General features: G+C 49.1%; 21 protein-coding genes. 13 read left to right on the forward strand and 8 right to left on the reverse strand.

The genetic code is table 11. The features are described from left to right. The first annotated feature begins 447 nt into the window (after positions 1–447). Positions 448–1,740 carry a hypothetical protein gene (locus H6F86_RS30110; RefSeq protein ID WP_190454942.1) on the forward strand — a complete coding sequence of 431 codons (1,293 nt, stop codon included), beginning with the start codon at positions 448–450 and terminating at the stop codon, positions 1,738–1,740. Positions 1,741–2,075: 335 nt separating this feature from the next. Next, entirely contained in the window at positions 2,076–2,459 is a 384-nt protein-coding gene (locus tag H6F86_RS30115) for a hypothetical protein (protein WP_190454946.1), read from the forward strand. Positions 2,460–2,598: 139 nt separating this feature from the next. On the opposite strand, the gene H6F86_RS30120 is transcribed toward H6F86_RS30115, so the two are convergent. After that, entirely contained in the window at positions 2,599–4,446 is a 1,848-nt protein-coding gene (locus H6F86_RS30120) for a mechanosensitive ion channel family protein (RefSeq protein WP_190454949.1), read from the reverse strand. A 309-nt stretch (positions 4,447–4,755) separates the two neighbouring features. Here H6F86_RS30120 and cax point away from each other — a divergent pair, with 309 nt between their 5' ends. Next, positions 4,756–5,850 (forward strand): calcium/proton exchanger, encoded by a 1,095-nt coding sequence (gene cax / locus H6F86_RS30125; RefSeq protein ID WP_190454952.1) that lies wholly within the window; start codon positions 4,756–4,758, stop codon positions 5,848–5,850. A 239-nt stretch (positions 5,851–6,089) separates the two neighbouring features. Here the strand turns inward: cax and H6F86_RS30130 are convergent, their stop codons facing one another. Continuing rightward, positions 6,090–7,247, reverse strand: coding sequence for a glycosyltransferase family 4 protein (locus H6F86_RS30130; RefSeq protein WP_190454955.1), 1,158 nt, complete (start codon positions 7,245–7,247; stop codon positions 6,090–6,092). Positions 7,248–7,483: 236 nt separating this feature from the next. Further along, on the reverse strand, positions 7,484–8,086 hold the full coding sequence (locus H6F86_RS30135) for a hypothetical protein (RefSeq protein WP_190454958.1): 603 nt from the start codon (positions 8,084–8,086) through the stop codon (positions 7,484–7,486). A 735-nt stretch (positions 8,087–8,821) separates the two neighbouring features. Between H6F86_RS30135 and secD the strand changes: the two genes are divergently transcribed. The 6 genes from secD to H6F86_RS30165 all read left to right on the forward strand — a co-directional run bounded on the left by secD (position 8,822) and on the right by H6F86_RS30165 (position 14,540). Continuing rightward, positions 8,822–10,246, forward strand: coding sequence for a protein translocase subunit SecD (secD, locus tag H6F86_RS30140; RefSeq protein WP_190454961.1), 1,425 nt, complete (start codon positions 8,822–8,824; stop codon positions 10,244–10,246). Next, positions 10,243–11,247: a protein translocase subunit SecF gene (secF, locus tag H6F86_RS30145; protein WP_190454964.1), complete on the forward strand. Its 1,005-nt coding sequence runs from the start codon at positions 10,243–10,245 to the stop codon at positions 11,245–11,247. The genes secD and secF overlap by 4 nt, the downstream gene beginning before the upstream one ends. Before the next feature lie 12 nt (positions 11,248–11,259). Continuing rightward, positions 11,260–11,676, forward strand: coding sequence for a hypothetical protein (locus tag H6F86_RS30150; protein ID WP_190454967.1), 417 nt, complete (start codon positions 11,260–11,262; stop codon positions 11,674–11,676). Between the two features lie 240 nt (positions 11,677–11,916). Then, a complete protein-coding gene (locus H6F86_RS30155) occupies positions 11,917–12,336 on the forward strand; it encodes a hypothetical protein (protein WP_190454971.1) in 420 nt (139 codons plus the stop codon). Positions 12,337–12,860: 524 nt separating this feature from the next. Beyond that, positions 12,861–14,087, forward strand: coding sequence for a PQQ-dependent sugar dehydrogenase (locus H6F86_RS30160; protein ID WP_190454973.1), 1,227 nt, complete (start codon positions 12,861–12,863; stop codon positions 14,085–14,087). 72 nt (positions 14,088–14,159) lie between these two features. Then, positions 14,160–14,540, forward strand: coding sequence for a tetratricopeptide repeat protein (locus H6F86_RS30165; RefSeq protein WP_190454976.1), 381 nt, complete (start codon positions 14,160–14,162; stop codon positions 14,538–14,540). A gap of 128 nt (positions 14,541–14,668) precedes the next feature. Here H6F86_RS30165 and H6F86_RS30170 read toward each other — a convergent pair whose 3' ends face one another. Continuing rightward, entirely contained in the window at positions 14,669–15,118 is a 450-nt protein-coding gene (locus H6F86_RS30170; RefSeq protein ID WP_190454979.1) for a hypothetical protein, read from the reverse strand. 503 nt (positions 15,119–15,621) lie between these two features. Between H6F86_RS30170 and H6F86_RS30175 the strand changes: the two genes are divergently transcribed. Then, entirely contained in the window at positions 15,622–17,397 is a 1,776-nt protein-coding gene (locus tag H6F86_RS30175; RefSeq protein WP_190454982.1) for a response regulator, read from the forward strand. Between the two features lies 1 nt (position 17,398). Here the strand turns inward: H6F86_RS30175 and H6F86_RS30180 are convergent, their stop codons facing one another. Together H6F86_RS30180 and H6F86_RS30185 are read right to left on the reverse strand one after the other, a co-directional pair. Then, positions 17,399–18,271 carry a RodZ domain-containing protein gene (locus tag H6F86_RS30180; protein ID WP_190454985.1) on the reverse strand — a complete coding sequence of 291 codons (873 nt, stop codon included), beginning with the start codon at positions 18,269–18,271 and terminating at the stop codon, positions 17,399–17,401. After that, on the reverse strand, positions 18,268–19,062 hold the full coding sequence (locus H6F86_RS30185; RefSeq protein WP_190454988.1) for a pseudouridine synthase: 795 nt from the start codon (positions 19,060–19,062) through the stop codon (positions 18,268–18,270). Before H6F86_RS30185 ends, H6F86_RS30180 begins: the two co-directional genes overlap by 4 nt. 762 nt (positions 19,063–19,824) lie before the next feature. Between H6F86_RS30185 and H6F86_RS30190 the strand changes: the two genes are divergently transcribed. Beyond that, on the forward strand, positions 19,825–20,310 hold the full coding sequence (locus tag H6F86_RS30190; protein ID WP_190454991.1) for a YbjN domain-containing protein: 486 nt from the start codon (positions 19,825–19,827) through the stop codon (positions 20,308–20,310). 68 nt (positions 20,311–20,378) lie between these two features. Then, a complete protein-coding gene (locus H6F86_RS30195) occupies positions 20,379–21,131 on the forward strand; it encodes a lipoate--protein ligase family protein (protein ID WP_190454994.1) in 753 nt (250 codons plus the stop codon). Between the two features lie 65 nt (positions 21,132–21,196). Here H6F86_RS30195 and H6F86_RS30200 read toward each other — a convergent pair whose 3' ends face one another. Next, positions 21,197–22,414, reverse strand: a complete 1,218-nt coding sequence (locus H6F86_RS30200; protein ID WP_190454997.1) for a site-2 protease family protein — start codon at positions 22,412–22,414, stop codon at positions 21,197–21,199. A 45-nt stretch (positions 22,415–22,459) separates the two neighbouring features. On the opposite strand from H6F86_RS30200, the gene H6F86_RS30205 reads away from it, so the two are divergent. Then, positions 22,460–22,621 carry a hypothetical protein gene (locus H6F86_RS30205; protein ID WP_190455000.1) on the forward strand — a complete coding sequence of 54 codons (162 nt, stop codon included), beginning with the start codon at positions 22,460–22,462 and terminating at the stop codon, positions 22,619–22,621. Between the two features lie 97 nt (positions 22,622–22,718). Here the strand turns inward: H6F86_RS30205 and H6F86_RS30210 are convergent, their stop codons facing one another. Then, positions 22,719–23,477, reverse strand: a complete 759-nt coding sequence (locus tag H6F86_RS30210; protein ID WP_190455003.1) for a HEAT repeat domain-containing protein — start codon at positions 23,475–23,477, stop codon at positions 22,719–22,721. Positions 23,478–23,864 lie beyond the last annotated feature (387 nt).

A 23,864-nucleotide genomic window follows, 5' to 3' on the forward strand; every position in this document is an offset into this window, starting at 1 on the left:
GGTATTAATAGAATAAACAAAACTAGGAGTGCTCAAAACTTGAGGCTGGCATCTAACTTCACATTTTTCCTAAGTAGATTTACGGATAAGTGGACTAGTGCAAATGTTCTTAATTTTGCAGGTTGCTAACACTCTTCATCGTTGCTCTTGAGCAATCACAAGGCTCAGATTGTGGCGTGAGGTAGCTTAAAGTTTAAACAGCAACTGTGGTTTAATTGAGTTTGTGTGATTCAAGTCACAACAACTCTGTGGTTGTTACGGATACGATTGAGAGCCGTAGGGCGTAAAGTTGCGTCTAAAGGCAGTTGTTGAAGATTTTGTTCAGGATTACAACGTACCGTTCTATATTTTTTAGTAATAGAGCCAATAACGCTGACTAGCACCCTCAGCGCTTTCTAGACAGTGCTATTTTAACCCCCTATCTCTGGGCATGGGAGTTCTACCGCCGTGAGTACTTGGACACCCAACTTTCATCGTCCGATCGACCAGTCAGAGCAGCAGCTATATGACCACTTGCTGCGATTGGTGCAATCTGAGCTACCTAGTCAGTTGATTAGTCGCTTTCGGGCGTTGTTTATTGATGGTGTTGGTTATCCTGATGCTGAGATTACCGCAGCGATCGACAAAATTGCTACATCCAAAGCGGCTGAACAAGAGTTTCGGTTCGTGTTGAATCGTTGTTGTCATATTTTGATCAATCGTTGGCAAACTCGCCCTCAACTTCAAGCAGCTATCCCAGAGTTGGTTGCTCTCTTTGAAGCGGCTCCAACCAGGAGCATCACTGAATATTCCCGTTCGCGTTCGATCCGACGAGTGCGCGAGCTGGTTAAGGGTTTTGTCGATAGTGAGCAGTTTGTGACCCTCCGCCGTTTGTCTCAGGTGATGAGCCAGACGGGCGACCTGCATCATCCGCCCGCTCATGAGCCGATTGGTGCGCTTATTCGACGTTATCCTTACCTTTATGAACATTGCCTGCTGACAGAAGGCAGTACCTACGAGCAGCAGCAGACAATTCGACAGCTTCAGGCAAAAGCACAGCATCAGTATGAAGTTGACCTATCCCAATATGTCACTTATCAGGTAAGGCGATCACAGTGTGATCAGGATGCTCTGTCCTTGCCAGCGCATCGTATTCTTCAACCAGTAAAGAACCCAACGCTGTTAACTGACCAACAGCTATGTAGTGCCTTGAAGCAATTTGCGGGTAAATCTCAAGGTGCTGGCACTTACCGCGATTCAGCCCAACGATTTCTAACTCATACTAATCAAGCGCCATCTTACCAATCGTTTAAGGATGACCTTTACCAATACATTACGGTTTCGGTTGATTCAGAATATGGTAGACGGCAGTTTAACAATCAGCTTTACAACCAACTCAAAAACACGCTGCCAGAAAGCCATAATCAAAAGTTAAATGACTTTCTTCTAGTCCGAACCTGTAGCCAGTTGCTGAATTTTCTTGTCGTTGAAAGCCCCCAAAAACCAAATCATTTTGTTTTTGTTGATCTCATCTCTAACATCGGTTCAACGTTAACGACTGGGCTATTACTCAAAATTGTGCTGATCTGTCGCAAAGTAAAGCCATGTTTGGAAAAGCGCTTCTCAATTTTGTTTAACCATTATGAACTGTGCCGCCGCGATGGTGTGCAGTGGCTAGTCGAAGCGATGGAAACCCTCAACTTAGCGCTGAGTACCAACTTTAGTACGATCGATCTTTCGTTTGTGAACCAGATTGCTTAACTTCAAAGCATAGGGAGACGACAGAGCTGATTCAACGTCTGAATGAGAGCGCTGAATATTTGAACACGCTGTTCAAGTACTCAACATGAGCGTTGAGTACTTGAACACAAGCTTCAAAATTTCTAATGCAGTAGTGTAAGGATGCGGGAGCAGCAACGGGTTAAGGCACAAGGGATTTTCTGTGTCTAGGTACTTATGGTTTAATTTTCGTTAAGATACACAACAAGCAACGGGTAGGCATTCGAGATGCAATCGATTGCTCGTTAACACTATTGGCTTGCTGTCTTTGCTTTGACACGAGCCGTTCTACATAAGCTTTCTATGTGAGCTTTGGTATGTTTGACCTTTTCCCGTTTGATCTTCACTTAAGCGCGATCGCGATCGCTGGTACAGGCTTATGGTCACTGTCGCTGTATCTAGGGCTGGCAACTACTAGCGACTGGGTAACACATCAGCTTAACCGCTGGTTTAATTTTGCTGAGCGATCGCTCTACACGTCGACCGAAGAATTTGAGCGCACCCGCAAAGGCAGAGAGGCACAAAATGCTTTCTACGCTTCTATTTTTAGCATTGTGCCCTTTCTTCTAGCTGGAGCCTTATGCAACTACGGTGTAGAGCTAACGCTGGGTCGCAGTTGGGCAATTAGTGTAGGAATGCTTGCCTGCATCGGTTGTGGTATCTATGAGTTGGGACGACGGGATGGGCAGGGGATGGAGTAGTCAGAAGGCAGGCTTCCTAGAGCGTCAGCCGACGGGAGGCAGAAGGCAAAAGGTAAAAGGCAGAAGGTAAAAGAAGATTGGGAGCTGGAAGTTGCGGGGCAGAGCTAACTCAAAACTCAAAAATTTTATCCTTCATCCTTCAATCCTGTTCGTCATTTACAGCGTTATGAGGTGAAGGCAGCTTACCATCAGCAACGTGCGGTGGGTCCGATGAATTGCGGAACCAGAGCGACTGTTGCGGCAACCCGATCGCAATACCTTCGTCATCCAGCGATCGCTTCAACCGACGGCGAAACTCGCGGGCAACATTCCATTGCTGTAGCGGCAGGGTTTTGATCCACACTCGCAGGGTAATGCCATTGTTACCAATATCATCTACTCCTAAGACATCTGGTGGTTCGGGGATTTTGTCTTTCCATGCCGGATCATTAGTCATGTCTTCGCCAACCTGTTTGACGACTGTAATCGCTCGATCAACATTCGCGTCGTAGGCGATCGTGATGCCTAGGTCAACTCGTGACCAATCCTTGGAGAGGTTCTCGACCACCGTAATCGAACTGTTGGGAATGGTAATCAACCGTCCTTCGGAGTTACGGAGTTGGGTAATGCGGAGGTTTAAGGATTCTACCAGCCCAGTGGCTTTGCCAATTTGGATGACATCCCCCACAGCGTACTGATCTTCCCAAAGAATAAGCAAGCCGTTGATCACATCCTTAATCAAGTTTTGAGAGGCTAAGGAGAGTGCTAAGCCCAAAATGCCCGCACCTGCAAGTACTGGACCCAGTTCAACGCCCACAATAGAAAGCGAGGTGAGAATGCCTGTGCTGATCCAAACGGTGGCAACAAGGCTCCGCAGCACCCGTGAAAACGTAGTAATACGCTGTGCCAAGCGTTGAGACGTATCCGGCGGGAGAAGTTCGTTAGCAGTGAGTGCATTAAAGAAGCGATCGATAAACGTGTCGCTTACTCGAATAAGAAGGTAGACGGCGATAACGATCCCCAAGATTTTGAGTGGACCTGACAGGATGAGCGACTGTAGCCAACGGGTATAGGGAAACAGCCCCAAAATAATGAAAAGACCGCCTAACCAAATGCTTAACTGCATCACTTGCAGTAGCCGGCGCTGTACATCATTTAGCGATCGCTGCCGCCGTTGCTTGATTTGCTCGCGCACAATTGCCATTGCTGCTGTGCTGGTAGGATCGACCACGGTGGATGACTCGATCGCTGCATGAGCTTGAGCCATTAACTGCTCTCGTTGTGCCTTGATCCAGCGCTGTACTAATGCCAAAATGCCGCTTACTGCTACTATGCCGAGTGCAAGCTGCCCTGCCACTGAGCCTTGTCTCATCAACGATTGAGGTTGGCGTTCCTGTCGGGCGATCGTTAGAGCGTTCCTAATAATTTGGGTGAGTTCGGTTGCTCGTTGTTCAGGGTCTTGCGCCTGAAGTTGGGCATCCAGTGTTGTCACTGTCATCAGATAGCGGGTTCCGATCGAAATGACAGGCAAGCGACTTTGTTCATCCACTGCCGCTTTTACATCCAGCGTTTTAGGTTCAGCAGTGTTTTCGGCAATCCGGTTCAGTGTTTCCTCAATGTTCTTGACTCGTTCTCTAATGGGCGGCGTACTAGCAGACTGAGTGCCCGCTTGAGTCGCCACATTAGGCGCAGCGATCGTAAACAGGGTTCGCCCATCTAATTTGACATCTGCCGTGGCGATCGCGGGCGTAGCACTGGCTACACTTGGCACAGGAGGTTTAGGTGCTTCAAGTTTAGGCGCTTCAAGTTTTGGTACTTGAAGATGAGGCGGCACTACATTCTGCCCAAAGCTGCTTGATCCCGCTAGAACAATCAGCGCTGCCGTCAGCAAGCCGATCCCAAGACTAACGACTCGCCAGTGATGCCTGGTGAATGGAAGGGCATCTGGCAGCATACGGAAGACTCTAGCTTTAAGCGGGCTTAGAGTGCGATTTACGTACAACGGCATACAGTTATCTAGCGTACAGCCAAGACTATCAAGTTAGTGTTAGTCATCCTGGCGGAATGACTACGTACCTACATTAGTTTGCTCTGTCGCTGAACCATCTAACTAAGGGAAGATTGACTAAAGCATCGCTTTCTCAACCAAAGTCAGGTTTTGATTACTCACCCGTTGCTTTTGTCGGGTCAGAACGCGCTCTAGCTTCTATGATGAACGAGGCATTTTGTAAGTGTGGTCAAACGGGAAACACCATTGACCATTCGCGTTGCTTAACGGCACAAGCCTATTCACTGAATCCTTTCTCCTACCGGCACTATGTCAATTAAGAACCTTGTTTCTCTGGGCTTGTTAGTCTTTATCCCCATCTCTGTTGCAGCAGAGCATTTGGAATGGGATGCGCTCATAGTCTTCATTACCTCTGCAATCGCCATTGTGCCGCTTGCCATCTGGCTCAGTACAGCGACAGAAGAGGTTGCGGTAGCAACAGGACCCTCGATCGGTGGCTTGTTAAATGCTGTGTTCGGTAATGCTACTGAACTAATTATTGCTCTCTCGGCGCTGCGAGCAGGTTTGCTTGACATCGTAAAAGCCAGCATTACAGGCACGATTATTAGTAACCTGCTGCTGGTTATGGGGCTATCCATGTTCCTGGGAGGATTGCGCTACAAAGAGCAAGAATTTCAGCCGATCGTGGCACGGGTTAGTGGTTCGACTATGACGCTGGCGGTAACGGCGATCGTCCTACCCGCTATGGTCATTTCAACCTCAAATGTAGTGGATCAGGTGACTATCAGCCGCCTTTCGATTACAGTGGCGGCTGTGCTAATTGTGGTCTACGCGCTGACCCTACTGTTTTCGCTCAAGACCCACAGTTACCTCTACGATGTCGGCATCGTGGAACTAGAAGAGGGTACCGCTGAGGCAGCCGGCGCACACGCGCCACACAAGCCAAATTTACCTCTCTGGATTGGAGTGCTACTGATTGCGACGATCGCTGTTGCTTTTGAATCCGAGATTTTTGTCGGTGCCGTCGAAGAAGCAACCAAAGGGCTAGGCTTAACGCCACTCTTTACAGGTGTAATCTTGCTGCCCTTGGTCGGTGGAGCCGCAGAGTACGTTACAGCGGTACGAGTCGCTATGAAAAATAATATGGATTTATCTGTTTCGGTGGCAATGGGGTCAAGTTTGCTAGTTGCCTTGCTAGTGGCACCCATTTTGGTCTTGGTTGGGCAAGCGATCGGGCAGCCAATGGACTTAAGCTTTAACCTGTTTGAAGTCGTTGCGGTGGTGATTGCAGTGGCGATCGCCAACCTAATTAGCCTTGATGGACGCTCCAACTGGCTGGAAGGCGTACTGTTGCTGGCAACCTATACAATTCTTGGAGCCGCATTCTACTTTCATCCGGCATGAGGGGGAAGCAACAAATCTCTTTCATTCTGGTTATTCTAGATTGACAGATGGCTTCATTTGCTTTCACCACGTCTTATACTCCGAACTCAGAATTCCAGGACTATAGCGTACTTGATGAAAAACCTTTATCAGCAATAGTTTGGGTGAGTTCAGCTATCAAGAGATCAAATCTCTACAGTCTAGAGTGGCATATTCTCGTGAAGGCATAAACGTCAAAATTTAGACTAAAACAGCCCTGGCTATACGCTAGGGCTAGTGGCTGAGTCAGTCAAATGCTCCAAAATCATTCGGGCTCGTTGATTAGCAACTTTTTCATAGGTAAACTCTGCCGCTCTTTGCGAAGCATTGCGACCAAGCTGATGTCTCAAATCTGGGGAGGCAGCAAGTTTTTGGATGATCTCAACCCAGGCATCTCGATCGAACTCAGAGCGGATAAAACCATCCACGCCATCCCGCACAATTTCTCCGCCACCCATGGGAGAGACTAGCATCGGTAAACCATGAGCCATTGCTTCATAGCTTACTAAGGGGCTGCCTTCCTCCAAACTAGGGAAGGCAAATAAGTCCGCGTCCTGGTAGAAAGTAGAGATATTGTTCACGTAGGGTTGGTGGATAATATCAGGACGGCGCAGCCAATCTTGACAAACTTCTGCGATCGCGGGTTCCATCTCTCCACACAGAATCAATTTCCCCTTGATTCCTGAACGAACATATGCATCCATCAACAGGTGAGCACCCTTACGAACGCAGACCGTACCGACAAAAAGAATCGTAAAGGGTCGATCGACGGCTTTTGGTGCAGGGCTTTGATGAAGCAAATCTGGAAAGCGACTGGGACACCACCCATAACTGCTGAGTAATAATTTCTCGGCTGGTACGCCAGCGTCTAAAAAGCTCGATCGCACGTGCGGACTAGGGCAGAAAATGAAGTCAGCCAGCTTGGTTTCTTCCAACTCATCCTGCACCGTTTGATCAGTCGTGGGATGTCGAGGTCCAAGCCCTAACCGAATATATTCATTATTCATAACTGATTTGGTAAAACCAGTGAAACAGTTGATTCGCTCTATAAGTATCGGTTTCCCCTTGCTTTTCACCTTTCTGATCGTTGCCAAAGAGAACCCTGGCCACAAATAGGCAGCATCAAAATGTTTTAGTGCCTGGAGATAGCGCCATTCGGTCATAGCATCATTGGCACGCAAGCGAAACACAAAGGGTCTGATTAAGTTAGGGATAGCCTTGACCACATTGGAGCGCTCAACGTTGGGATCACAGCTTGAGACAAGGCAGGTAAACTGAACAGGAACCTCAACTTCTGGACGGCAAAGGGATAGAAAGATATGGCTAATTGCCCGATTAGAAGCATAAGTAAGGTAAGAACTAAGAACACGTAGCATCATCACCTCCAAGATGTAGAGTAAATAAATATAGAGATATAGAGACTTGCAATGAAATAGCCTCAAAATGCAGAGAGAACATCTTGAGATCGATGTAGCCTTTGCTCTGTATGATCCTACTTCGGCTGCCCCAAGCCTTAAACAACTGCCCAACGATCATAATTGCTCTGTATGATCCTACTTCGGCTGCCCCAAGCCTTAAACGACTGCCTAACGATCATAATTCTTTAATGATCCCTTTAGCCTTTAACCCGTCTCAAGAACCAGAGACTAAAGCAACTGAAGGCTAAGATCGTACCGCCTATTTCAGATGGCTCTGGGACAGCGGCACTATTGCCATAAGTGACGGTACCCGCTAGAGTACCGCTGTTGAAGTTGTCCGTCGCACCAACATAAAAGAGTTCCCGAAAGATGCGAAAGCCAAGCTCATCTTGTGAAGCTTGAGATGGCGATGGGACGACCAAAAAGTCGAGTCCTAGCAGCCTTCCATTTGAGAAAAAGGCAACCGGGTAGTCATAAAGATAGGCATCACTACCGTAGTTCAGGTCGTTTTTCTGTGTATGAAGCTTGCTTAAGAAGTTAAATTCCAAGGTGAGGCTTCCTGGTGCGGCAGAGACATATTCGCTACCGATTCCCGTTAAATTAGCGTTGTCATAGGTGAGGCTACCGTATTCAGTAGCACCATTCATCAAGCCGTGACTTTCGTAGGCAGCGCTAGTAATTTGAACGGTAAAGTTATACGTAACGCTAAAGGCCTGGGCAGGCTTGAGCACTGTAACAGAGCCAAGGGTGAAAATGCCTGCGATCGTTGCCCAAAGAGGCTTGAGAAGAGTTTGAGCCATCGTTTTATTCACAGCAAGCTTGGCAAGGTGAGCGTTTTGTTTTGTACAAAACGACTTTTATTAAGCAGAACATAGGTTTATGTTCTACTAGCAGGTGTCCTGAGACTCAAAGTTAAAACTGGTAAGTTCATCAATTCAGTTGCGTTTGCAATTAATGCTTAGTGAAGACGCTGGTGAAAGTGTGCTCGATGAAGGCTGGGTGTTTAGACACTTCAGAGCGTGAATCCTAATCCCTCTGTTGGTAAATTATCTAATTCTCGATCGCCTTGCCTAGTGCAATTACGGAGACTTCACAAGCTAGTACTGGTTAAAATCAAGAAGTGCTCTGGCAAATGATTGAACTGTGTGGATTTACAGAGTTCCGGTTGCTTCCTGTTCCTGTTTTTAAGCGCTAGTACTTTATAAAGGCAGCATAAAGAAATGTACGCAGGAGAACCCTCTTAACCGTCAACATCAAAGGCAAGATGCCGTGGGTAAAGGAGAAAACCAAAGGAGACAAAATAAAAGCTAGCGAGACAGATATTGAGAGGGTTCATGTCTTGTAATTGTCTTATGCATAGAGACTACTAGCTGGTGAGTCTCTCTTCTGATAGGCGTTGCAGACGTTGAGCGAATGGCGAACTGCGCTTGCTAGCTCAAGCCAACCGCCAAAACGCCTTTCCACTTCACCGCCAGTCAAAGCAAAATTCAAATACTTTAAAGCGCTATCATAGCGTTTGTTACAGGGGTCACAGTATGGGAAGACAGCGATCGCTCTTAGGCTTAATTTTAGTGCTGCTGATTGCCGCCATTGTTGTTATCGTCAAAGTGCCAGCACGTCTGGGCTTGGATCTGCAAGGTGGTTCACAGCTCACGATTCAGGTAAAAACAACGCCAGAAATTCAAGAGATTACCGATCGAGACCTTGAAGGCGTTCGCAAGGTGATCGAAGGGCGAGTTAATGGATTGGGCGTATCCGAACCGCTCGTACAAACCGCTGGCAACAACCAGATTCTGGTGCAGCTACCGGGCGTGAACGATCCGAAGCAGGCAGAGCGTGTATTGGGTGGCACGGCTCAGCTCGATTTCCGCAGGCAAAAGCCTGGTACAGAGGCGCAGTTGCAAATTGAAAAACAAAATTTGCGTGAGAAGTTAGAAGTACAGGCGCAGCTAAGAAAAAATCCGGATCAAGCCGCGATCGCGAAAAATCAGGCAGAGCTAAAAGCGACCAATGACTCGATCGCTACCCTCTTTGAAAAAACGGAACTGACAGGCAAAAATCTCAAAGATGCCTATCCCGAACCTGCTGGTGCTGCCAGCATTTGGCACGTTGGGCTGAGGTTTGATCCACGCGGCGGCGAACTTTTTGCAGAACTAACGAAAAGCATTGCCGGTACAGGACGTGCACTCGGCATTTTTCTAGATGCTGCCCCCATTAGTGCTGACTTTGCTTACACTGTCGATGTGCAGTACGCTCAAACGGGCATTACGGGCGGCGGGGCCGTGATTGAAGGTAGCTTCACAGCTGAACGAGCTAGCGACATTGCGGTACAACTTCGAGGTGGCGCTTTGCCTCTGCCTGTAGAAGTCGTGGAAAACCGTACCGTTGGCGCGACCTTAGGACGAGACAGCGTGCAAAGCAGCATCTATGCAGGCATTGGCGGCTTGGTGCTGGTGCTGATCTTCATGGTGGCTTACTATCGGCTGCCCGGACTTGTTGCCGATGTTGCCCTACTAATCTATGCCGTTCTCACCTATGCGGCCTTTAATCTCCTGGGTGTGACCCTCACTCTTCCGGGTATCGCTGGCTTTATTCTCAGCATTGGGATGGCAGTAGATGCCAATGTGCTAATTTTTGAGCGCACGCGAGAAGAGTTACGCGCAGGCAAGACCCTTTACCGATCGATCGAAGGGGGTTTTTACCGAGCGTTTCCAAGTATTTTGGACGGTCATGTGACGACTCTGATTTCCTGTGCAGCTCTTTTCTGGCTTGGTGCTGGCTTGGTCAAAGGCTTTGCCCTCACTCTGGCGTTAGGCGTTGGCTTAAGTCTGTTCACTTCTTTGACCTGTACCCGGACTCTGCTGTTTTATGTACAGAGCATTCACAGGCTGCGGAAGCTAGAATTCTACGGTCCTAAACTGCCATCAGCGAATCAATCTCAGGTGGAGGCAACCCCATGAAACTGCAAATTGTGCGGCAACGCAAACTTTGGTGGACGGTGTCGTCTGTACTGATTCTGGCAGGCATCATTGCAATGCTGATCTCCTGGCAGCAGTTGGGTTCGCCTCTGCGCCCAAGCCTGGATTTTGTTGGTGGTACTCGTCTTCAGGTTGAGCGAGATTGCTCAAAGCCTAATGCCTGCGACCAGCCGATCGACATTGCAGCAGTGCGAGATGTCATGACGGCTGAAGGGCTTGGCGATAGTAGTATCCAACTGTTAGGGAAGGAGCAGCAAGCACTGTCGATTCGTACGAAACCGCTTAACCCAGACGAGCGGGTGAGAGTATTGGAAACACTAAGTAGTAAGCTTGGGGCGTTTGACCCGACTAAAAACCAGATTGATACAGTTGGTCCAGTGATTGGACAGCAGTTGTTTGCGTCTGGAATGCTAGCGCTCATTGTCTCGTTTGCGCTGATCATGGTCTACTTGAGCTTCCGGTTTCAGTTAGACTATGCAATCTTTGCGATCATTGCGCTTTTTCATGACGTTTTGATTACAGTCGGCATTTTTGCCATGCTGGGATTGACCATTGGCACTGAGGTCGATAGCCTGTTCATTGTGGCGCTGCTGACGATCGTTGGCTTCTCGGTAAACGATACCGTTGTTATTTATGACCGTATCCGCGAAACGAAAGCTGAAAGCCCAACGCGCCCGATCAATGACATTGTGGATGAAGCCGTTAACCAAACGCTAGCACGTTCCATCAACACGACTGTCACGGTACTGCTAACGCTGTTTTCGATCTTTTTCTTCGGTGGTGAAACCCTGAAAAACTTTGCGCTCGCGCTGATTATTGGCTTTGGAGTTGGCGCGTATTCCAGCATCTTTATTGCTGGCACACTTCTAGCCTTCTGGCGTGAGCGAGCGGAGGTGCTGACGCCCGCGACTGCCACTGTGGATCTAGGTGGAAGTAATCTTGCTTCTACCAACGATATTTCCACTAGAGCAGATGATGCCTGACCAAGCCATAGTATGGATCAATCAGAAAAGAACCCATCGGTAGCTGTAAATGCTGATGCGATCGACCCTACATTGCAGCAGGACGTTGCACGGCTCTATCGTCTCACCATCTATGCACGCTGGTGTGTGGTTGGAGTTTTGTGGCTTACCGTTGGCTTATTAAGCCTGTGGGGCTTGCGCTATCCCATTTCGCTCTTGCTGGATTACTTTACGTGGACTGCGGTGCGTTATGGGCTAGCCTTCAATCGGCTTCCCACGATCGGACTCGCTACTTGCATCGGTTTCACAATTGCCACACTGCTCTGGCAAAGTCGCAATGCTCTGTTTGGGCTTTCGCCTCGCGATCGACACCGGCTAGAGCAGCAGGTACAGCGCATTCGCTTACAGGGAGTGAGCCATCCTCTCTGGAGAATTGTCTGCCGGCATTAGCTATAGCAAAAGAATGAAGGATGAATCGAAGTCCTTGCTCAAACGAAGTTTCAAGGTTTACGTCTGTCCTAACGTCCTCTTCGGCTGCTATACCACCAGCACCAGTACGATCAATACAGGGCTGGTATTCAATAGCGACGCGCTTAACTAGCGAACAGTGCCTAATGACAAACTTTGCAAATCCTGTCTACCGCCCAGTCGTATACTATCGCTGAGAAGGCAATTTGCAGCGATAAGTGAATGATGCAAAGAATTTGGAAGGGTGTTGGAGCCTTGGTTCTAGCTATGCTGTTGACAGCTTGTGGGCTGCCGATTAGGGGTCCCAGCCATCAGCTAGTAGAACGGGCGATCGCGCAACAGCTTCACCAAACTCAAGCAGCGCTCAATCAGCAACTCCGGCTCAACGTGCAACCCACTGATCTAGAAATTAAGCGAGTGGCTATTGCCGAACAAACACCTCTCACCATTGAAGACCTGAAAGCCTTTCGCGTGCGCGGCACGTACAATGTCACCACCAAGCTACCTACTCGACGGATCACCCAGCAGAATCCGTTTGAAGTTTATCTGCAACGGCAAAAAGAGGGCAAAACCTGGCGTTTAGCTCATCTAGAAACCGATGATAATGGTCAATCGCTTTGGGTAACACAGCGTCTTCAGTAGCAAACCCGCAGCCGGAATGATGCAGTATTAAGCCCTCTTCCAGCGATCGCCAGCTTTTTATCTTTTCTAAAAAATCTCCCTCGCAGTGCCGTAGAAACTGCATAAGTGGCTTAGGTGCTAACCGCTTTCCAGCCGTTTAGCTGCACTCTGTGTTGGAAAGCGGCTTTGTTAAAGAAAGCTTGAGCATGACCCAGCTAGCCGTGCTGTTAGGCAGCATTTTCAAAAGAGACGTGAACAGCGGGTAATCTGTCACCTTCATGTCACTTTTATCCATGAAACTTGAATGGTGTCCCAGAACAAATGAAGCATAGGGTATGGATCACGGATCTGACAGACGAGACGAAGACCGACCCTTTGAAGAAGTTAACCCAATTCGGGCGGGCAGCAGCGATGGCTGCCCCTTAAACTGAGGCAATGCCCTGGAGACGTGAGCAAGAAAACGACGGTTTGCTTCTGTTTATAGGTGGCACCAGTGGCGTTATTTGACAGGTGTCGTACATGGACTAAAACGAAGAGCGAGACATATGAAAGCACTCCATATTCACACACCTTGGCTCATTCTTACTCTAGTAGGGCTGTTTGCCTGCACACCAACACAAGAGTCAGCTAGCGAAACGCCTAGGGCAACAGAGACAATAAGTCAGGAGGCTCAAACGGCTGCTAAACCTGTAGCGGTGCAACCAGCAAGCTGTAGGCTAGTGGAAAACGGCTTTGGTCCACAAGGGCAGGTCAAGGTGCGAGTAGAAGAAGTAGTGACAGGGCTAGATGTGCCCTGGGGACTTGCCTTTCTACCAAACGGCGACCTCCTCGTCTCAGAACGGCCAGGGCGAGTGAGGTTGGTGCAGAAGGGCAAATTGCGCCCTCAGGCGATCGCCACTATTAATGTCAGCGATCGTGGTGAAGGTGGCTTGCTGGGCATTGCCGCTCATCCTGACGTTGCCAACAATCGCTTCTTTTATGTCTATTTCACGGCAGACAAGAATGGCTCTCCAGTTAATCGAGTGGAACGATGGCGGCTGTCAACGAATGGCTTAAGTGCCACCCGCGATCGCACCATTGTTGACAACATTCCAGTCGCACAGTTCCACAATGGCGGACGGATTCGCTTTGGTCCTGACGGCATGCTTTACATCGGCACTGGGGATGCTAGAAAGCCTGACCTTTCTCAAAATGTGAAAAGCTTGGCAGGTAAGATTTTGCGCGTCACTCCTGATGGTCAAGTGCCCACCGATAATCCTTTTCCGGGCAACCCAGTCTACATCACGGGTGTTCGCAACACTCAAGGGTTTGATTGGGTCAATGCCTCAACTCTGTGGGTTAGCGATCATGGTCCCAGTGGTGAATTAGGGCGATCGGGACACGATAAAGTCAGTGTTGCTCAAGCAGGCGATAATCTGGGCTGGCCCACCACCTACCGCTGTGAAACACGGCAAGGATTAGTAACACCTGCGATCGTCTGGCAGCAAGCATTACCCCCTGGAGGCGCAGCGATTTACACTGGCAACGCGATTCCTGAATGGAAAGGCAGTCTTATTGTGGCAGGGCTGCGGTCAGAACACTTGCAGCGTGTGGTCATTGATCCTCAATCCAACCAGGTGAAGCAGCATGAAGTGTATTTGCAGGGTCAGCAGGGACGGCTAAGAGATGCTGTGATGGGACCCGATGGCGAATTGTATATCACCACCAGCAACTGTGATGGTCGCGGCAGTTGTCCTGCGCAACAAGACAAAATTCTTCGCATCACGCGCTAGCTTTTCCTTAAATCCCTGGTTATTTACCGCTCGTTTGCCGACAATAGAAAGGGAATCTAAGGGCTACCGATCATGACTGCTTTTGACCAGTCCCAACCAGAGTTTTGGCATGACCAGGGTTGCCGGCTTTGTGAAACAGAGCAATATGCGGCTGCGATCGCAGCCTTTGATCAGGCGATCGCCCTTGATCCTGGTAACTGCAAAGCTTGGAGCAATCGCGGTAATGCACTGTCAGGCATGAAACGCCAAGCTGAAGCCCTGCATAGCTATGACCGGGCAGTCGCAATAGAACCGAATTATCACCAAGCATGGTTTAACCGGGCGCTTTTGCTAACAGAGATGGCAGCCTACGGTAATGCCGTTGAGTCGTATGACCGTGCGATTGCTCTCGATCCAGATCCCCTTTATCAGCATGGCAAAGCAGCTCTTTGGCTTAAGCACAAACTGACATAGCATTCTCTGGCAGCTTGTGAAAGGAGAGTAACTTAACCACGTTCCTTACAGAGACACAGAGTCGCAAGCGCTGCCCTGGGCTATAGTGACTCAAGGGCTGCCTTAGGCTGTAGTGACTCTTCAGCAGGTTAGCGCAGCTTTTGATAATATTGGGTCACGGTTCGCACATAGTTAGCAGTCGCGCCACTGGTGCAGCCCTTGTCCTTGCCAGTCATCCACCAACAGGCAACAGCTTGTACAGTACTGCTTTCGTTATTAGCATTAAGCCGTAGCCTTTGGTTGAATTCATCCTGCACGACGCAGGTAATGACCTGCCTTGCCAGAGCCGGATTGCGGTCAAACTGGGCTGGTGTTACTTGCCGCTTCAGACAACTTTTTGACCAAACGGCAAGCGTACCAGGCTTAACTTGCCAGTCGCTATATAAGCCGTCGTTAGACCGACCCGTTTTAGGTGCCGCCTGCCGCAGCGCTTCTACTATTGCCGTTACTTGCGGTTTAGCGGGTATTTGCGCCTGGACTGGTGCTAATGCAACGGCTAAACCCACGCTCAGCACGAAGCTACCTAAGAGTATACGCATATTTCGCTGCCTCCGCTTACTGTTCGTTTGCGTCAATCGTACTGAGTCAAGCGCATTCCTCACTCAGTACTTGCACTTTTGGCTCAGTATCAGTCATTGCATAACGGCAAGACATTAAGGTGATCGCTATAAGAGCAATCAGCAGTTGAACTTTACAACATTATGTCAGGCAGTAAACTATGGAACAGGAATGCAACAGGATAAAGTGCGTGCCTCATCATCGCTTGAAAAGCTGATCGCTCATTTTTTCCAGGTAGTGAGTGGATATAATCATGCACCTCAAAGTTGGTCTTTAGCCCTTAACTCAGTTTAAAGAAATATCTAAAGTAAGCAAGTTTGTCTAAATTTGAGCTAATTTTGCATGTGCTGGGCATTCTGTGCAACATATATCCCCATTTAGTACCAACTTTAAAGAGCCTGCTAAATAATCAAAACAAGGGCTAAGCGATCACTTGCTCTCATATATTGTTTTAGCAATTGTTGTCTTTTAATTTAACTGTAATATGCCAACCCTTACTGAAAGCGAAAGGCTAAAGCTTTTAGGCAACAATCGTACCCATCAGCACTTAAACACGCCGCCCCTCATTCTCATTGTTGATGATAATGACGCTATACGTCTCTCACTCCGTCAGGCGATGGAATCTGATGGCTACCGTGTGATCGAGACTGATAATGGCTCAGAGGCACTTGATGCTTACGCAACCTATCAACCGCAGATAGTGCTACTCGATGCCCTTATGCCTGGTATGGACGGCTTTACTTGCTGCCGTAAGCTGAACGCCCTACCCGAAAGCCATTCCACGCCAATTATCATGGTGACGAGCCTGGATGATCGCGAATCGGTTGACCGAGCGTTTGAATGTGGTGCCACCGATTTTGTTACCAAGCCTATTCACTGGGCAGTGCTGCGCCAGCGAGTACGGCGCTTATTGCAGCATGTTGAACTCCATCGGCAGGTTGATCAGTTTAATGCTGAGTTGGAAGACCAGGTTGGCGAATATAGCCTAGAGACGAGGCAGCGCACGCTTCAACTCCACCGTGCTTTAGAGTTTGAAGCCACCCTAAAGCGAATCACTGATAAAGTGCGCGATAGTCTGGACGAGAGTCAAATTTTGCAGACAGCCGTGCAAGAACTAGCCTGGGCGCTAGATCTGGGCTGTTGCAATGCCTCGCTGTACGATCGCGAGCGCCTCACCTCTAGCGTGCATTACGAGTACGCTGCCTCCATTGCTGGCTACCACAATCAGGTGATTGATATGGAGGTCTATAGCGAACTGTATGCACAACTTACAGAGGGCTACCACTTTCAGTTTTGCTCACTGGTGCCAAGCCCAGTGCGTGGTCAGGTTGCTATGTTTGCCTGCCCAATGATCAACGAAACTGGAACGATCGGCGATCTGTGGCTCATTAACCCCAAAGAACGCAGTTTAAGTGAGCTAGAAATTCGTTTGGTGCAGCAGGTTGCCAATCAATGCGCGATCGCTGTTCGTCAGGCACGTCTTTACCAAGCATCGCAGGCGCAAGTGCAGGAGCTAGAGCGATTGAGCCAACTCAAAGACGATTTTTTGAGCACTGTCTCTCACGAATTACGAACACCTCTATCCAACATACGCCTCGCGATACAGATGCTTGAGCGATCGCTGCCTCAAGATAATGTAGACATTGCTCAGGAAGACGGCAAACCAGCCAGCAAATGCCATACCTATCTAAAAATTTTGCACGACGAGTGTGAACGCGAAATTAGTCTAATCAGCGACCTACTAGAACTACAGCATTTAGAGGTCAAAACGCCCCTAAGCTTTGAGACCCTGAACCTGTATGATTGTCTGCCTGCGATCGCTACAGCATTTCACAACCGCGCCCAGCAGCAGCAAACCTTGCAGGTTGTCTTGCAGCCGGGTTTGCCGTCTCTAATAACGGATCTTACTGGGCTGCGACGCATCCTAATAGAGCTACTTGACAACGCGTGCAAGTATACGCCGTCAGACCAAACGATTACTCTCGCTGCTAGTGCTACACCAACGTGCGTTGAACTCAAAGTCAGCAATACAGGTGTAGAAATTTCTGCCGACGAAAGAACCCGTATTTTTGAGAAGTTCTATCGCATTCCCAGCAGCGATCCCTGGAAACAGGGCGGTATAGGCTTGGGATTAGCACTTGTAAAGCGATTAGTCACGCACCTCAAAGGAAGCATTCACGTAGAAAGTAGCAATGGACAGACCCATTTCATTGTTGCTCTACCACGGATGCATGCAGACAATCACTTAGAACAAAAGTGACTTAGAACGGGTTAGGGCGTGATGCCGTTAAGCTTGCAGACTCTGATGAAGCGGCTAGGTTAGCTGCTTGAGCATTCGACCCAAACGTTACTTCTTCAACAGCTCCTGGTTCTCCTAGCGGTTTTGGTAGACCCTCATTGAGGCTAACCATAACCCCACCAGCATTACCAGCTCGTAGAACCAACTGCTTGTCCGCTTCCCAGGCACGCTGGGTGCCTTCCGATAGAACGCCCTCAAAGTCAGTTTTACCATCAACAACAATGCGAACCCAAGACTGAGATGTCATCGTCAACCCAATACGAACTGACTTTGGCGACACGACGGTAGGCAGCTGTGCGGTTTTATTACCTGCTGTCGGGCTAACAGTAGGTTGGGCAGCAATATTGACTGGTCCATTTGGTAGCACAGGTGTAATGACTGGTTCGCGCTTTTGTGCGGTTGCTACAAGCCCAGGAATTTGTGGGGTGGAGGAACGATTTAACAGGTAAGATAGCCCACTGACAGCACCCACGACTAAGACTGTGTAGAGACAATAGAGATGTAATGGGCGTAGCTGCGCTTGCACAGTACCGCGCCACGAAGGTCTGGGTGCCCTCAAATCTGTCTGAGCGGGAAACGCATTCGCCAGATCGGCTCCATCAATACCGATCGCGTCCGCATAACGACGAATAAAACCCTGAATGTAGACAGGCTCCGGCAATTGCTTTGTGTTGCCGATTTCGAGCGCTGCCAGCAAACGCACCGGGATGAGCGTTTTCTTTGCCACCGTTTCCAGCGAAATTCGCTCTTTCTGACGCACTTGCTGCAAGTAGGCACCCAATTCTTTGAGCCTTTCTATCTGCTCCGGGCTGATCTGAGTCATTTGGTTACTCATCGGCTGTACTCCTCGCGCGTCACTGTCTCCCCTTCTGATAGTAAGTCAAGTTGAGTTTTCAAGAAACTGGTTTCTGCATCTTTCAAGGGACGGTATTGCCCACTTGCTAATACTAATGCACTCGGATCTTGCAGTTGAATGGGACCGATCGCCGTACGATGCAGAGAAAGCACTGGATGTCCTAACTGTGCAGCAACGCGGCGAATCTGACGGTTTCTGCCCTCGGTTAAGATCACCTGTAAAAGTGTTTTACGCTCTGGATGACACTTAAGGACTGTCACTTGAGTTGGTAAAGTGAGACGACCTGCCAAGAGCACACCCTGCCGCCACTCTTGTAAGACTGCTTCAGTAGGATAACCTTCAACCCAAACTTCATATGTTTTAGGGATATGGTGCCGAGGATGAGTTAGATAAAAGGTCAACGCCCCATCATTCGTTAGTAGCAGCGCACCAGTAGAGTCTTCATCTAAACGTCCGACAGGATGAATGCCATGACCTTCTTTAAGGGACGAGGGTAGTAAATCAAGCACCGTTGGTCGGTGCCAAGGGTCTGTGCAAGTAGAAAGAACACCAACAGGTTTATGGAGCAGGAGGTAAATCAGTTTGGGGCGCTGCGCTGGTTGCATCAGCACACCATCTACCGTGATGCGATCGATCGCAGGGTTCGCTTTTTGCCCAAGCTGAACGATCGCGCCATTAAGCTGCACCCGCCCAGCCAAAATCATCTGCTCTGCCTGACGACGCGACGCAATACCCCATTGAGACAACAGCTTTTGTACCCGTTCATCCATAAAAACGTGCTTCATCAAGGCAGCAGAGTAGCAGCACGGGCTAAGTAGCTAAAGGCAAACATAGGACAGAGAAGCCTTGCAAGAAAGATTGACTGTTAGGTAGGAGCAGGCGTTGCCAGAGTCTTTACCTTTAGCTGCCAACCTCGTTGTTAAACCTAGCTCCTACAGGTGTTTTGTTAGCTAAAAAAGTTTTGAGCAGGCGACCCTGATGATGTGTAAGAGAGAACGGTAGGCGCTTTGCCCCTTGGCAGGAGAGTTACAGTTCGGCTGACTGCTTACTCTAAAGCCCGCTCCATCCAGAAAATATCCCTAATTTCTTAATTTAGTGATGTCCAAATATTTATACACTATTTTAGTTCGCTTTACCATAAAGGGATGTACCAAAAGAGCCGCAATCGTTTAGGGCAAATTTTCTATAAGTAACGGGGCGGGTTGAGCGCAGTCGAAACCCGGTCTGCTTAATCTAGCCATCTTACTTATTTACTACTTATCTAGTAGATGAGCCATAGTGTTGGTGAAAAGGTAAGCCGTGAAACCTAGGCACACGTGTCGTTACTTTGCTCAAGCTCTAGGAATAATTAGGCGGCTACAAACATAAAAAATCAGAATGAGAAACCTAAAAAAATCAGAATAAGAAGAAACAGCATAATGAATCGACGCTAACGTAGACTCAAGGTAGTGCAAGCGATGAGGCACACTGACCGAAGCGGCTCTGCCATTCCTTGTCTAACCGCTTATTAACGCGATCGTACGGAATTTTTTATGACAAGCCAACAGATAGTTCCAGCCCCAAGCACCTTGGATAATGAACCAGCGAACCAGAATGCTGAGAATGCCGCCGCAAATATTGTGGACGTAATTGAAACAGTCATTGACAGCCTGGATAGTGATAACACAGCCATGGTGAGTGAGACTGATGGCGGCTATGTCTGGAAATTTAAATACGGTACGGTTGAAGTCTTTGTGCAGCTTACCGGGCTATCAAATGAAGATACGATCAGTGCATGGGCAGCCGTTTTGAAGCTGCCAGCCAGAGATGAGGCTAAACTGACTCGCAAACTGCTTGAGTTAAATTGGTCAGGTACGCTAGAAGCGCGTTTTGCCATCTTGGACAATGAAATTGTGGTGCTTTCAACACGATCGCTCGCTGATCTCTCTCCTGGTGAAATTTCGCGCGCCATTACCCTGGTAGCGACGATTGCGGATGACCAGGACGAGCCGCTCCAGGCTGAGTTTGGTGGTAGCTAGGTCTTAAAGGAGTTCTTACTCCTCCCTCCACCCTTTACTACTTCAGCCCCTTATCCCCAAATTTCTTCATGCAGACCTGGCGTTTGATCCCCTTGCTGGAAGCGCCGGGGAGCATTCAAATGGCGTTAGATTCTTGGTTGCTGACACAGCATCTTCAGGAGCAACACCCGCCAACGCTACGCTTCTACACCTGGAAGCCTGCGACAATTTCATTAGGCTACCATCAGCAGCAATGGTCAGCAGGCTGGCAGCAGTTGCGTTGGCAAGGCGTGCCACTAGAGGTAGTACGCCGACCAACTGGAGGACGAGCCGTGCTGCATCAAGGCGATTTAACTTATGCCGTAGTAACATCAGGTTTAGCTGCTAGTCGCTTACAGGCATACAAGACCATTTGTGAGTTTTTGATTGAAGGATGGCGATCGCTCGGCGTACCCCTCCAATATGGGCAGGCAGGACGCAGTTATGCACATCAAGCTAACTGCTTTGGCACAGCAACTGGAGCCGATTTAGTATTAGCAGATGGCTCTAAACTCATTGGTAGTGCCCAACTGCGTCGCGGCTTAGGGTTATTGCAGCACGGCTCGATGCCATTGCTTACTGATGCTGCCTTATTCCAACAGGTCTTTGAAGGAACATCAACTTTACCTACACTGCCACTAACGTTACCCAAAGAAGCAATCATCGAAACAGTAATGACAGCACTGATTGCAGCGGCGAGTGAATGCTTTGCTGCTAATCTGCAAGTGCAACCGTTATCTGACAGCGAGTGGGAAGCAGTATTAAGCCGTAGTGGAGAATGGAAAGTAAAGAGCGAGGCGTAGAAGATCGTCAGCACCTCTTCACTTCCTCCCCTCTTTACCCCTTTACCTCTTCACTTCCTTACCAACTAGTTCTGCCCAGCTTCAGCGGCAGCCTGAGCAATCGCGCCCAGTTGAAAGCCCGGTGGGTAAACCCCTTCTTCTTTAATTTGCTTGATAAGTGCGTCTGAAAGCGGAATGTTCACCTTTTTGGTCAAGGCACGTACCACATCACCACGATCGATGATGCCAGCGACTGCATCTGCCGGAGAAAGTACGGTGATCCGCTTAAGTTCTTGCGACTCCAGCAGTTGAATCACGTCAACCAACGACGTAGCTTCCCGAACCGTTGGAATGCTGGTCAGTGGTTTAACAATGCGGTGAAGGGTCTGCGTTTCCCATTCGCTGCGTTCAACCATTTGTAAGTCATTAGCACTAACCATGCCCCGGTAGCGCCCATCGGATGCAGCAAAGTAGACTGTCGGGCGATCGGTTTCAAGCAAGTAGGCATCAGCAAACTGGCGCAAACTCATATCGGCATCCACCACTCGAAAGTCGCGGGTCATCGCCTCGCCTGCATTAATTTGCAGCAGGGTTTCCTGAAGGTCGGTCATGCGATCGTAGCTGGTCGCATTACGGATACCAAACCAGCCCAAGAAGGCAATCCATAACCCACTAAAATCGCCTCTCACAAAGCTGGATGCGCCCCACAAAACTGCCAGCCAGCCCAGAATTTTTCCGGTTCGGGCTGCCCAGTGAATGCCTTTAAAGCGGCTACCTGTGATTTTCCAGATGGCTGCTTTCAATACTTGTCCACCATCCAACGGCAAGCCAGGAATCAAGTTAAACAGCGCCAGAATGAGGTTCGTCAACGCCAAGTTGACTGCCAGCACGTTAATCGCATTGGTTGGATCAGGAATCGCGTAAGCCACCGCGCCCAGTAACAGCGCCAGCACCAAACTTACGGCGGGACCCGCAATTGCCACCTGAAAGGCTTTCCCTGGTGTTTTTGATTCTTGCTCGATCGACGCAATACCGCCAAACAAAAATAGCGTGATAGAGCTGACCTTAATGCCTTGTGCTTTGGCAACCAGGCTATGCCCTAACTCATGCAATACAACTGAGCTAAACAGCAGCAACGCCATGACAACACCCATGCTATAAGCAAGAGCAGCGCCCCACTGCGGGAAGTTGGCTTGCCACAGCAGCCCTCTAGGAATGGCGATTAAAACCAGCACGCCGAGCCAAGATGGATCAATGAATAGTGGAATGTCAAACAGTGAACCGACCCGCCAACCTGACCGCATAACAAACCTCTAGTTGCAACGTGAGAATAAAGCACTGAGAAACAATTGCTGATCAATACGATGCAGGGGCGCAATCGGCATGATCAATCAGGCGTTTGTTCTTCAGTCAATGCGTTACTCTCTCCTTCTAGAGTAGAGGATGTACCTGTTAGACAGTCTCTTTCCTTAGCACGGTTAACCGAACGCGATCGCAGTAATAATGCGTGATCAAGTCGTTGCATGAGTAACGTCAATCCAACTTTTAGTGCTGAGGTTGGGTACACCGCTTACAGTAGGTTGGGTGCCACAGCGCGTTAAGGACATTTCAAAGAAACCAGTCTCGTTCTAACTCTTCAATGATCTGCAAGCCGCGAGGATCGCCGACTTTAAGCAAAGCAGCTTTGGCATCTTCTCGTACGCCCAGTTCACCATCTTCGGCAAACACTTCCAAAAGCGCGTCGATCGCCGTGCCATAGACAACGTTAGACGGTAACTCACGGCAAAGCTGCCCGATCGCCCAGGCACAATTACTCCGCACCGCTGCAATCGGGTCTTGGCGCATCGACTCAATGAGTGACGGTATGGACGCTACAACACACTCGTAGCCTACGTCTGCCATCTGTGCTAGCGAGCTGGCTGCCCACAATCGCACTGCCGAAATATCGGTTTTAAGCGCCTCAATTAAGGTTGGCAGCGCACGACGATCGCGGCAGTTGCCCAGCGCCCAGACAACACCCTTACGCACATAGCCATTCCAATCCTCGTTAAAGCGAGCAATCAACGGTTCCACTGCAGCCCGACTGGGGTTGCGACCCAGCGCATAAGCGGCGCTGACACGAACCAGTGGGCAAGGCTCGGTCAATAACCGAATGAGATGCGGCACGGCGCGAGCGTCTTGAAGTTCACAAAAAGCCCTTGCTGCCAGCATGCGCTGATTGGTGTCAGCCGCTTCAAGTAGTCGCAGCATTTCCTCCGGGTCAGGCTTTGGCTCCTCCGACCCAGAATCAATAGGCTCCATGTGATCCAGAGGACTCTCTAGATCACCCTCAATATCAAGGACGCTCAGATCATCGTCATCATACATATCTGTAACTTTACCGTACCAAGTGCCCTTCGCCGAGAGTCACCGACCAATTTTGCTGCTTGGCTCCAATCGCTCCTCTGCGTTTAACCCAGTGAACGGACTGGTTAAACCGCTTGTCTTTTGACAGCAAGGGTATAAAAGGCTCCATGGCAAAAGGATAAAGGATAAATAGAAGCCCTTGCTCAGAGGAAGTTGCAAGGTTGAGGTCTGTCCTAATATTCCCTTCGACTGCCACATCACGATTGCATAAGAATGGCGATCGCACGCTCTAAGGAGATTTCTGAGAAAGAATGTACCGCTTGTAGAAGGCAGGTTTTGCCAGAATCTTTGCTGATAACCGATCACGTTGGTATCAAACCTGCCCCTACGGGTCTTTTGTTTGCTGGA

The organism is Phormidium sp. FACHB-592 (assembly GCF_014695795.1).
Taxonomy (GTDB): Bacteria; Cyanobacteriota; Cyanobacteriia; order Leptolyngbyales; family Leptolyngbyaceae; genus Stenomitos.

Excerpts from the sequence above, each read along its gene's own strand:
- H6F86_RS30160 (WP_190454973.1), top strand. The coding sequence starts at position 12,861 with ATGAAAGCACTCCATATTCACACACCTTGGCTCATTCTTACTCTAGTA.
- H6F86_RS30190 (WP_190454991.1), top strand. The coding sequence starts at position 19,825 with ATGACAAGCCAACAGATAGTTCCAGCCCCAAGCACCTTGGATAATGAA.
- secF (WP_190454964.1), top strand. The coding sequence starts at position 10,243 with ATGAAACTGCAAATTGTGCGGCAACGCAAACTTTGGTGGACGGTGTCG.
- H6F86_RS30135 (WP_190454958.1), bottom strand. The coding sequence starts at position 8,086 with ATGGCTCAAACTCTTCTCAAGCCTCTTTGGGCAACGATCGCAGGCATT.
- H6F86_RS30120 (WP_190454949.1), bottom strand. The coding sequence starts at position 4,446 with ATGCCGTTGTACGTAAATCGCACTCTAAGCCCGCTTAAAGCTAGAGTC.
- H6F86_RS30155 (WP_190454971.1), top strand. The coding sequence starts at position 11,917 with ATGATGCAAAGAATTTGGAAGGGTGTTGGAGCCTTGGTTCTAGCTATG.
- H6F86_RS30175 (WP_190454982.1), top strand. The coding sequence starts at position 15,622 with ATGCCAACCCTTACTGAAAGCGAAAGGCTAAAGCTTTTAGGCAACAAT.
- cax (WP_190454952.1), top strand. The coding sequence starts at position 4,756 with ATGTCAATTAAGAACCTTGTTTCTCTGGGCTTGTTAGTCTTTATCCCC.
- H6F86_RS30195 (WP_190454994.1), top strand. The coding sequence starts at position 20,379 with ATGCAGACCTGGCGTTTGATCCCCTTGCTGGAAGCGCCGGGGAGCATT.
- H6F86_RS30200 (WP_190454997.1), bottom strand. The coding sequence starts at position 22,414 with ATGCGGTCAGGTTGGCGGGTCGGTTCACTGTTTGACATTCCACTATTC.
- H6F86_RS30210 (WP_190455003.1), bottom strand. The coding sequence starts at position 23,477 with ATGTATGATGACGATGATCTGAGCGTCCTTGATATTGAGGGTGATCTA.
- H6F86_RS30130 (WP_190454955.1), bottom strand. The coding sequence starts at position 7,247 with ATGATGCTACGTGTTCTTAGTTCTTACCTTACTTATGCTTCTAATCGG.
- secD (WP_190454961.1), top strand. The coding sequence starts at position 8,822 with ATGGGAAGACAGCGATCGCTCTTAGGCTTAATTTTAGTGCTGCTGATT.
- H6F86_RS30185 (WP_190454988.1), bottom strand. The coding sequence starts at position 19,062 with ATGGATGAACGGGTACAAAAGCTGTTGTCTCAATGGGGTATTGCGTCG.
- H6F86_RS30165 (WP_190454976.1), top strand. The coding sequence starts at position 14,160 with ATGACTGCTTTTGACCAGTCCCAACCAGAGTTTTGGCATGACCAGGGT.
- H6F86_RS30170 (WP_190454979.1), bottom strand. The coding sequence starts at position 15,118 with ATGCGTATACTCTTAGGTAGCTTCGTGCTGAGCGTGGGTTTAGCCGTT.
- H6F86_RS30180 (WP_190454985.1), bottom strand. The coding sequence starts at position 18,271 with ATGAGTAACCAAATGACTCAGATCAGCCCGGAGCAGATAGAAAGGCTC.
- H6F86_RS30150 (WP_190454967.1), top strand. The coding sequence starts at position 11,260 with ATGGATCAATCAGAAAAGAACCCATCGGTAGCTGTAAATGCTGATGCG.
- H6F86_RS30115 (WP_190454946.1), top strand. The coding sequence starts at position 2,076 with ATGTTTGACCTTTTCCCGTTTGATCTTCACTTAAGCGCGATCGCGATC.